This is a genomic window from Streptomyces sp. SID3212 (assembly GCF_009865405.1).
Classification (GTDB): domain Bacteria; phylum Actinomycetota; class Actinomycetes; order Streptomycetales; family Streptomycetaceae; genus Streptomyces.
The window spans coordinates 1-6346 of the sequence record NZ_WWJY01000331.1 but is presented as its reverse complement, the minus strand read 5'-3'; the positions used below and the strand labels follow the sequence as shown (position 1 = coordinate 6346).

Annotated in this window: 5 protein-coding genes and 1 pseudogene; 2 read left to right on the top strand and 4 right to left on the bottom strand. The window is 72.1% G+C overall.

Annotated elements, in window-relative coordinates; genetic code table 11:
• Both GT042_RS10050 and GT042_RS10045 read left to right on the top strand, forming a co-directional pair.
• A pseudogene (locus tag GT042_RS10050) lies at positions 1-389 on the top strand (nitrilotriacetate monooxygenase); the annotation flags it as partial.
• 10 nt (positions 390-399) lie between these two features.
• Entirely contained in the window at positions 400-1764 is a 1365-nt protein-coding gene (locus GT042_RS10045; RefSeq protein ID WP_161308364.1) for an NtaA/DmoA family FMN-dependent monooxygenase, read from the top strand.
• Positions 1765-1875: 111 nt separating this feature from the next.
• Here the strand turns inward: GT042_RS10045 and GT042_RS10040 are convergent, their stop codons facing one another.
• The 4 genes from GT042_RS10040 to GT042_RS10025 form a co-directional block, all read right to left on the bottom strand.
• Positions 1876-3075, bottom strand: coding sequence for a sugar ABC transporter permease (locus GT042_RS10040; RefSeq protein ID WP_161308366.1), 1200 nt, complete (start codon positions 3073-3075; stop codon positions 1876-1878).
• The gene (locus GT042_RS10035; RefSeq protein ID WP_161308363.1) at positions 3072-3863 is read right to left on the bottom strand and encodes an ATP-binding cassette domain-containing protein; all 792 of its coding nucleotides are present in this window, start codon (positions 3861-3863) and stop codon (positions 3072-3074) included. Before GT042_RS10035 ends, GT042_RS10040 begins: the two co-directional genes overlap by 4 nt.
• A 16-nt stretch (positions 3864-3879) precedes the next feature.
• Positions 3880-4941, bottom strand: coding sequence for a substrate-binding domain-containing protein (locus GT042_RS10030; RefSeq protein WP_161308365.1), 1062 nt, complete (start codon positions 4939-4941; stop codon positions 3880-3882).
• Between the two features lie 140 nt (positions 4942-5081).
• The coding region (locus GT042_RS10025) for an ATP-binding SpoIIE family protein phosphatase (RefSeq protein WP_161308362.1) at positions 5082-6346 on the bottom strand (1265 nt) is incomplete at its 5' end.

Below are 6346 nucleotides of genomic sequence, written 5' to 3'. Positions count from 1 at the left end.
CCGCCCGCGCGGCCGTGGCCAGGGAGTCCGGCGCCCCGCTGGTGTTCGCCGAGGTGGAGGTCGTCCTCGACGCCGACACCCCGGCCGCCGACCGGCTCGCCGTACTGGACGAAGCCGCCGACTGGCCCGAGTCCGGGCGGCTGCGCCACGTCGGCTCCCCGGAGGCCCTGGTCGCCCTGCTCCGCCAACTGGCCGAGTCGGTCGACGGGGTCAGGCTGCACCCCGCCGTCCTCGCCGCCGACCTGCCGGTCCTGACCGGGCGCGTCCTGCCGGAGCTGTCCGCCACCGGCCTGTGGCAGGCACCCCGCCCCGGCGCCACGCTCCGCGACACACTCGGCCTTCCCCGTCCCGCCAACCGCTTCGCCGCCCCCGCGGCCACCCACGCCTGAGGTGAGTGCCATGCCGGAAACCCCTCCCCAGCTCCACCTCGGCGTCTTCTTCACGGGCGTCGGGCCGCAGTTGATCTGGACCGACCCGGACGCGCTCTCCCACACGGCGGTCGACACGTTCGTCCGGATCGCGCAGACCCTCGAACGCGGCCTGTTCGACGCGTTCTTCCTCGGCGAGGGTCTGCGCGTACGGGAGAACCGCGGCCGGGTCTTCGACCTCGACGTCGCCGGCCGCCCCGACGCGATCACCCAGCTCTCCGCGCTCGCCGCCGTCACCGAGCGGATCGGCCTGGTGGCCACCCAGAACACCACGTACAACTATCCGGCCGACCTGGCCCGCCGCCTGGCCAGCCTGGACCTGCTGTCCGAGGGCCGGGCCGGCTGGAACATCGTCACCACCGACAACGCCTGGACGGGCGCCAACTTCCGCCACGGCGGCTGGCTGGAACACGAACGCCGTTACGAGCGGGCCGGGGAGTTCGTCGAAGCGGCCAAGGCGCTGTGGTCGTCCTGGGCCCCGGACGCCGTCACGCCCGACGGGCAGGCCGCGAGCTGGGCCCGTCCCGGTTCCGTCACCCCGGTCGAGCGGGACCGCGAGCTGATACGGCTGCGCGCCACGGCCACCGTGCCGGGCAGCCGCCAGGGCCGGCCCGTACTCTTCCAGGCCGGGGACTCGGACGGTGGCCGCGAACTGGCGGCCCGCCACGCCGATGTGGTGTTCTCCGCCAACACGGAGTACGGCAAGGCCGTCGCGTACGCCGCCGACCTGCGCGAACGGCTCGCCCGCCACGGCCGTACACCGGACTCGCTGCGGATCCTGCCGGGCGCGAGCCTCATCCTCGGCGACACACCGGCCGAGGCGGAGGAGAAGGCCCGCTGGGTACGGCGGGAGCAGGTCAACGGACCCCGGGCGATCGCCTTCCTGGAGCAGTACTGGGGCACCGACCTCTCCGCCTACGACCCGGACGGACCGCTGCCCGACATCGAGCCCAGCGAGGACGAACTCGACCCCTCCCGGGGCACGATCGCGCTCTCGCACCGCAGCGGCAAGCTGGCCCTGATCCGGAAGTGGCGCGACCTCACGGCCGAACGCGGTCTGTCGATCCGCGAGTTGGTCCTTGAGGTGTCCCCGGGCCACCCGTCCTTCGTCGGCACCCCCTCGACCGTCGCCGACGAGTGGACCCGTCACGTCCGCACCCGCGCGGTCGACGGCTTCAACCTCCTGCCGCACCTGCTCCCCGCCTCGCTCACGGACATCGTCGACAAGCTCGTCCCGGAACTCCAGGAACGGGGTGTGTACCGCACCGCGTACGAGGGCACGACCCTGCGCGAACACCTCGACCTGCCGCCGCTTCCCGCCGTCCCGGACGCCTGACCCACGGCCCTACGAGGTCCACCACGCGCCCACGACAGGCGCACGACACGCCCACGACAGGCGTACGGCGCGAAAGTCAGGCGTACGGCAGACGTCTGCCCCGTACCCGGATCAGGCCCTGCCGTGCGCCTGTTGCGACTGCCGCGACAGCGAGTCGATGATCACTGCGGCCAGCAGCACACCCCCGGTGATCATGAGCTGTACGGCCGACTGGATCCCCAGCAGCGCCATGCCCGAGGCGATCGACTGGATGACCAGGATGCCGAGCAGCGCCGACCAGGTCGTCCCCCGTCCGCCGTACAGGCTGGCGCCGCCGACGACCGCCGCGGCGATCGCGTTCATCAGCAGCATGACGGAGCCCGACGTCTGGTTCGCCGCGGTGATCCGGGAGGCCAGGAACAGACCGCCCACCGCCGCCATCGTCCCCGACACCATGAAGACCGAGACACGCACCAGCACCACATGGACGCCGGTGCGCCGGGTGGCCTCGATGCCGCCGCCGATGGCGTACACCTTGCGTCCGTACGGCGTCCGGCGGAGGAGGATGTCCAGCGCCGCGATCAGGACGAGGAAGAGGAGAAGGGCCAGCGGCAGGCCCTGGAACCGGTTGAGCACGGCGGCGGCGCCGAACGCGACGACCGCCACCACCGCCGTCCGCACCCCGGTCTCGGCGAGCCGCCTGGGCGGCATCCCGGCGCCCTTGCGACGCCGCCGGTCCCGCCAGGACACCAGGAAGAACGCGGCGGTCCCGAAGGCGGCGAGACCGTACGCGACCCCGTCGTCGTGGAAGTAGTAGCTGGTCAGCTGGGCGACAAACCCCTGGTCGTCGAGGTTGATCGTGGCGCTGGTGCCCAGGATGTAGAGCATGAGGCCGCTCCACCCCAGCAGCCCGGCGAGTGTCACCACGAACGCCGGTACGCCGACCCTGGCCACGATGTACCCCTGGAAGGCGCCGACGGCCGTCCCGACGAGCACGGCGACCACCACCGCCACCCACTCGGTCACCCCGTGGAGCACGTTCTGCACCGCGAACACGGCCGCCGCGAGGCCACTGACCGAACCGGCCGACAGGTCGATGTCCCCGATCAGCAGGACGAAGACGATCCCGACCGCGATCAGTCCGGTGCCGACGATGTCCACGCTGAGGTTGGACAGGTTGCGGGGCGACAGGAAGCGCGAGTTGAGACTCTGGAAGACGATCCAGATCACGACGAGCCCGGCCAGGGCGGGGACCGAGCCGAGTTCGCCGCCGCCGAGTCGGCGCCCGAACGCCCGGGCGAGGCGGGCGAGGGCCGTGACGAACGTACTCAGGAGTCGTCCCTCCCCACGCCCGGCGGGCGGCGGGTCACGGCGCTGCGCGTCGCGCCGGTCATGGACGCGAGGATCTGCTCCTGGGAGGTGGTGCCCACGTCGAAGGAGCCGTTGTTGCGGCCGAGGTGCAGGACCGTCACCCGGTCGGCGACCGCCTTGATGTCCCCCATGTTGTGACTGATGATCAGCACGCCGAGGCCCTGGTCGCGCAGCCGCTCGACCAGGTCCAGGACCCGGACGGTCTGCTGGATCCCGAGGGCGGCGGTGGGCTCGTCCAGGAGCAGCATCTTCGGCGCGCCGAGGAGCGAGCGGGTGAGGGCGACGGTCCGCCGCTCGCCCCCGGACAGCGAGGCGACCCGGACGCGCACGTGGGGGACGTGGAGGGGCAGCGTCGTCTCCAGCAGTTCGCGGGTACGGCGTTCCATCTCGACCTCGTCGAGGATGCCCCACCTGCTGATCTCCCGGCCGAGGAACAGGTTGCCGACGATGTCGAGGTTGTCGCAGAGCGCGAGGTCCTGGTAGACGGCCGCGATGCCCAGGCCCTTGGCGTCGTGGGGGCGCTTGATCCGTACCGGCCGCCCCTCCCACTCGATCACCCCCGTGTCGGCGGGGTCGACGCCCGCGATCACCTTCACGAGCGTGGACTTGCCGGCGCCGTTGTCGCCCATCAGCGCGACGACCTCACCGGCCCGGACCTCCAGCTCGACGTCCGAGAGCGCCTGCACGGCGCCGTAGCGCTTGGAGACGCCTCGCACGGCCAGCAGGGGCGCGGCGGTCACGGTCACCAACTCCCTCCTCACCCTGTTACGTGGTGAGTCCGGCCTTCTCGCACGCCGACGCGAACCTCGGAGAGCAGATCTGGCCAATCGTGTACATGCCGTCCTTGACGACGGTGGTCCTGATGTTGCCGACGGTCACCGTGATCCCGTCGAGGAGGACGGCCGGGATGTCCTCGGTGGTGGGGCTGTTCACCCGGTCGGGGGCCTTCTTGCCGAGCTTCTGGCCCCGGCCCAGGGTGAGGGCCATCTCGGCGGCGGCGTCGGCCTCGGGCGCGAAGGGCTTGTACACCGTCATGTACTGGTCGCCGACGACGATGCGCTGTACGGCCGCCAGCTCGGCGTCCTGTCCGGTGACGGGCGGCAGCGGCCTGACGACGTTCGCCCTGAGGGACGCGATGACCCCGGCGGCGAGACCGTCGTTGGCGGCGTACACCCCGTTGATGTGGTCGGCGCCGAGGGACCCGATCGCGCCCGACATGTTGTTGTTGGCGACTTCCGGCTTCCAGCCCTCGGTGTCGTACGACTTGCCGATGCGCACCTTGCCGCGCAGGACGGAAAGCGCTCCCCGCTTGAACAGGTTCGCGTTGGGGTCGGCGGACGGGTCGCCGTTCATCATCACGATCTGGCGGTCGGCCGCGTGCGGGCCGAGTGCCTTGAGCAGGGCCGTTCCCTGGAGCCTGCCGACCTGCTCGCCGTCGAAGGACACGTATCCGGAGATCGGTCCCTCGCTCAGCCGGTCGTACGAGATGACCGGGATGTTCGCCGCTTTCACCTCCTTGACCGAGGAGGTCAGCGCCTTGGCGTCGACGGGGGTGAGGATCAGCGCGTCGACCCCCTGGGTGATCATGGAGTCCACCTGCTGCTGCTGGGCCGCCACATCGCCCCGGGCGTTGCCGTACCTGACCCGGCAGTTGTCGCACAGCTGCTTGACCCGGCCCTCGATCAGCGGCCTGTCGAACTTCTCCCAGCGGGAGGCACGGCTGTCCGGGAGCAGCAGGCCGATCGTCACCCCGCTGTCGCTCGAACCGTTGCCCCCGCCGCTCCCCCCGTCGTCGCCGCAGGCGGCGAGGACGAGTCCCGCGGCCATCACCGAGACGGCGAGGGTGACGGTGGTGGGACGGAGCCCGGTACGCGTTGCGGTCCGGAACACTCGGAGTTCCTCCTCGCCCGTTTCGACGGCGCCCCCTGACCCGGGACCGGAGGCGGTACGGGCAGGTCGGACGCGGCCTACCCTGCCACGGGCCCGGCGTCCGGGCCGGGCGCCTCGCGTGGCGGCACCGTGATTTCACTCCACACCTGTTTGCCGCCGCTCACCGGCACGGAACCCCAGGCCGCCGACATCGCCTCGACCAGCAGGATGCCGCGCCCGCCGGTGGACTCCCAGTCGACGATCACCGGTTTGGCGGGCGCCCGCGGGGATCCGTCGGTCACGGCGATCCGCAGCCGGTCCGCGGCCAGCGCGAGGTCGAGGCGTACCGAACCCTGGGTGTGCACCAGGGCGTTGGTGACCATCTCGGAGACGATGAGGAGCACCACGTCGGCCTCGTCCGACAGGCTCCAGGCGCGCAGGGTGCGCGCCGTGAACCGGCGGGCGTGCATGACCGCGTCCGGCAGCCGCCACACCGTCCAGCTGGCCCGGACGGGCCGGACCTTCATCCCGTCGTAGCGCATCAGCAGCAGCGCCACGTCGTCGTCCCGCCGCCCGCCGCCGCCGAGCATCGTGTCGGCCATCCGGCCGGGGTCGGACGTGTCGGTGGAGGCGAGCACCTCGCACATCCGGCGCATGCCGTCCTCCAGGTGGAGGATCTGGGACTCGACCAGCCCGTCGGTCAGCAGGGCGAGGACCGTGCCGGGGGCCAGCCCGAGCGTGGTCATCGGGAACTCCGCGTCCGCGAGGACACCCAGCGGGGGCCCGCCCTCGGTTGTCAGCTCCTCCGTGGAGCCGTCCGGGTGACGCAGCAGCGGCGGCAGGTGCCCGGCCCGTACGAACCAGGCGTCGCCCTCCTCCATGTCCAGCTCGACGTAGCAGCAGGTGGCGAACAGGTCGGTCTCCATGCCGACGAGCAGGCGGTTGGCGTGCGACACGACCACGTCCGGCGGGTGGCCCTCGACCGCGTACGCCCTGATCGCCGTACGCATCTGTCCCATGATCGTCGCGGCGGCGGCGCTGTGTCCCTGTACGTCCCCGATGACCAGGGCGACCCGTCCCTCGGAGAGCGGGATGACGTCGTACCAGTCGCCGCCCACGGCGAGTCCCGCCATCGCGGGGAGGTAGCGGGCGACGGCCACCCCGCCGGGGAGCGCCGGGAGCCTGCGGGGCAGCAGGCTGCGCTGGAGCGTGGTGGCGAGTTCGTGCTCGGCGTCGAAGGCGCGGGCGCGCTTGAGCGCCTGCCCCACCAGCCCCGCCGTGGCGGTGAGCAGGGACCGTTCCTCGGGGCGGAACTCGTGCGGCTCGTCCCAGCCCACCAGGCACGCGCCGACCACCCGCCCCT

Excerpts from the sequence above, each read along its gene's own strand:
- GT042_RS10045 (WP_161308364.1), top strand. The coding sequence starts at position 400 with ATGCCGGAAACCCCTCCCCAGCTCCACCTCGGCGTCTTCTTCACGGGC.
- GT042_RS10030 (WP_161308365.1), bottom strand. The coding sequence starts at position 4,941 with ATGGCCGCGGGACTCGTCCTCGCCGCCTGCGGCGACGACGGGGGGAGC.